The organism is Streptomyces sp. SID5785, assembly GCF_009870065.1.
GTDB lineage: Bacteria > Actinomycetota > Actinomycetes > Streptomycetales > Streptomycetaceae > Streptomyces.
Genome location: NZ_WWIA01000484.1, coordinates 1 through 1,003, shown reverse-complemented (window position 1 = coordinate 1,003; position 1,003 = coordinate 1). Strand labels below are relative to the sequence as shown.

At 73.2% G+C, this 1,003-nt stretch carries 1 protein-coding gene; it reads right to left on the bottom strand.

All coding sequences use genetic code 11. The features are described from left to right. On the bottom strand, positions 1-1,003 hold a 1,003-nt coding region (locus GTW43_RS15710; protein WP_237536617.1), incomplete at both ends, for a betaine/proline/choline family ABC transporter ATP-binding protein.

Sequence of the window (1,003 nt, the reverse complement as noted above, 5' to 3'; positions counted from 1 at the left end):
GCACCAGCACCAGCACCAGCACCAGCACCAGCCTCGGTACCGGAACCGGAAACCGAACCGGAACCGGCCTCGGCCTCGGAACCGGAACCGGCCTCCGTGGACGTCCCCGCGACCACGTCGATGAGGCGTTCGTGGTCGACGACGCCGATGCAGCGGCCCTCGTCCATGACGCGCACGGCGAACCCGGAGCGGGCGACGGCCTCGATGGCCTCGGAGACGGTGGCCTCGGGGGCGATCGCGGGACCGCGGCCGGCCTCGTCGCTGTCCGCGGGGCGCATGGCGCGGCGCACGGTCATGACCTGCTCGCGCGGGACGTCGCGGACGAAGGCGCGGACGTAGTCGTCGGCGGGGGCGCCCACGATCTCCTCGGGAGTGCCGAGCTGCACGATGCGCCCGTCGCGCATGAGGGCGATGCGGTCGCCGAGGCGCAGCGCCTCGGTGAGGTCGTGCGTGATGAAGACCATCGTGCGGCCCTCTTCACGGTGCAGGCGCACGACCTCCTCCTGCATGTCGCGCCGGATGAGCGGGTCCAGCGCGCTGAACGGCTCGTCGAACAGGAGGACTTCGGGGTCGACGGCCAGGGCGCGGGCGAGGCCGACGCGCTGCTGCTGGCCGCCGGAGAGCTGGCCGGGGCGGCGGGACTCCAGGCCTTCGAGACCGACCTTGGCGACGACCTCGGCGGCGCGGGCCCGGCGTTCGGCGCGCGGGACGCCCTGGATCTCCAGACCGTAGGCGACGTTGTCGAGCACGGTGCGGTGCGGGAGCAGGCCGAAGTGCTGGAAGACCATGGCGGCGCGGTGCCGGCGCAGGGCGCGCAGTCGCTGCTTGTCCATGGCGAGGACGTCCTCGCCGTCGATGGACAGGCCGCCGGAGGTGGGTTCGATGAGCCGGGTCAGGCAGCGCACGAGGGTGGACTTGCCGGAGCCGGACAGGCCCATGACGACGAAGACCTCACCGCGGCGCACGTCGAAGGAGACGTCGCGGACGGCGGCGGTGCAGCCGA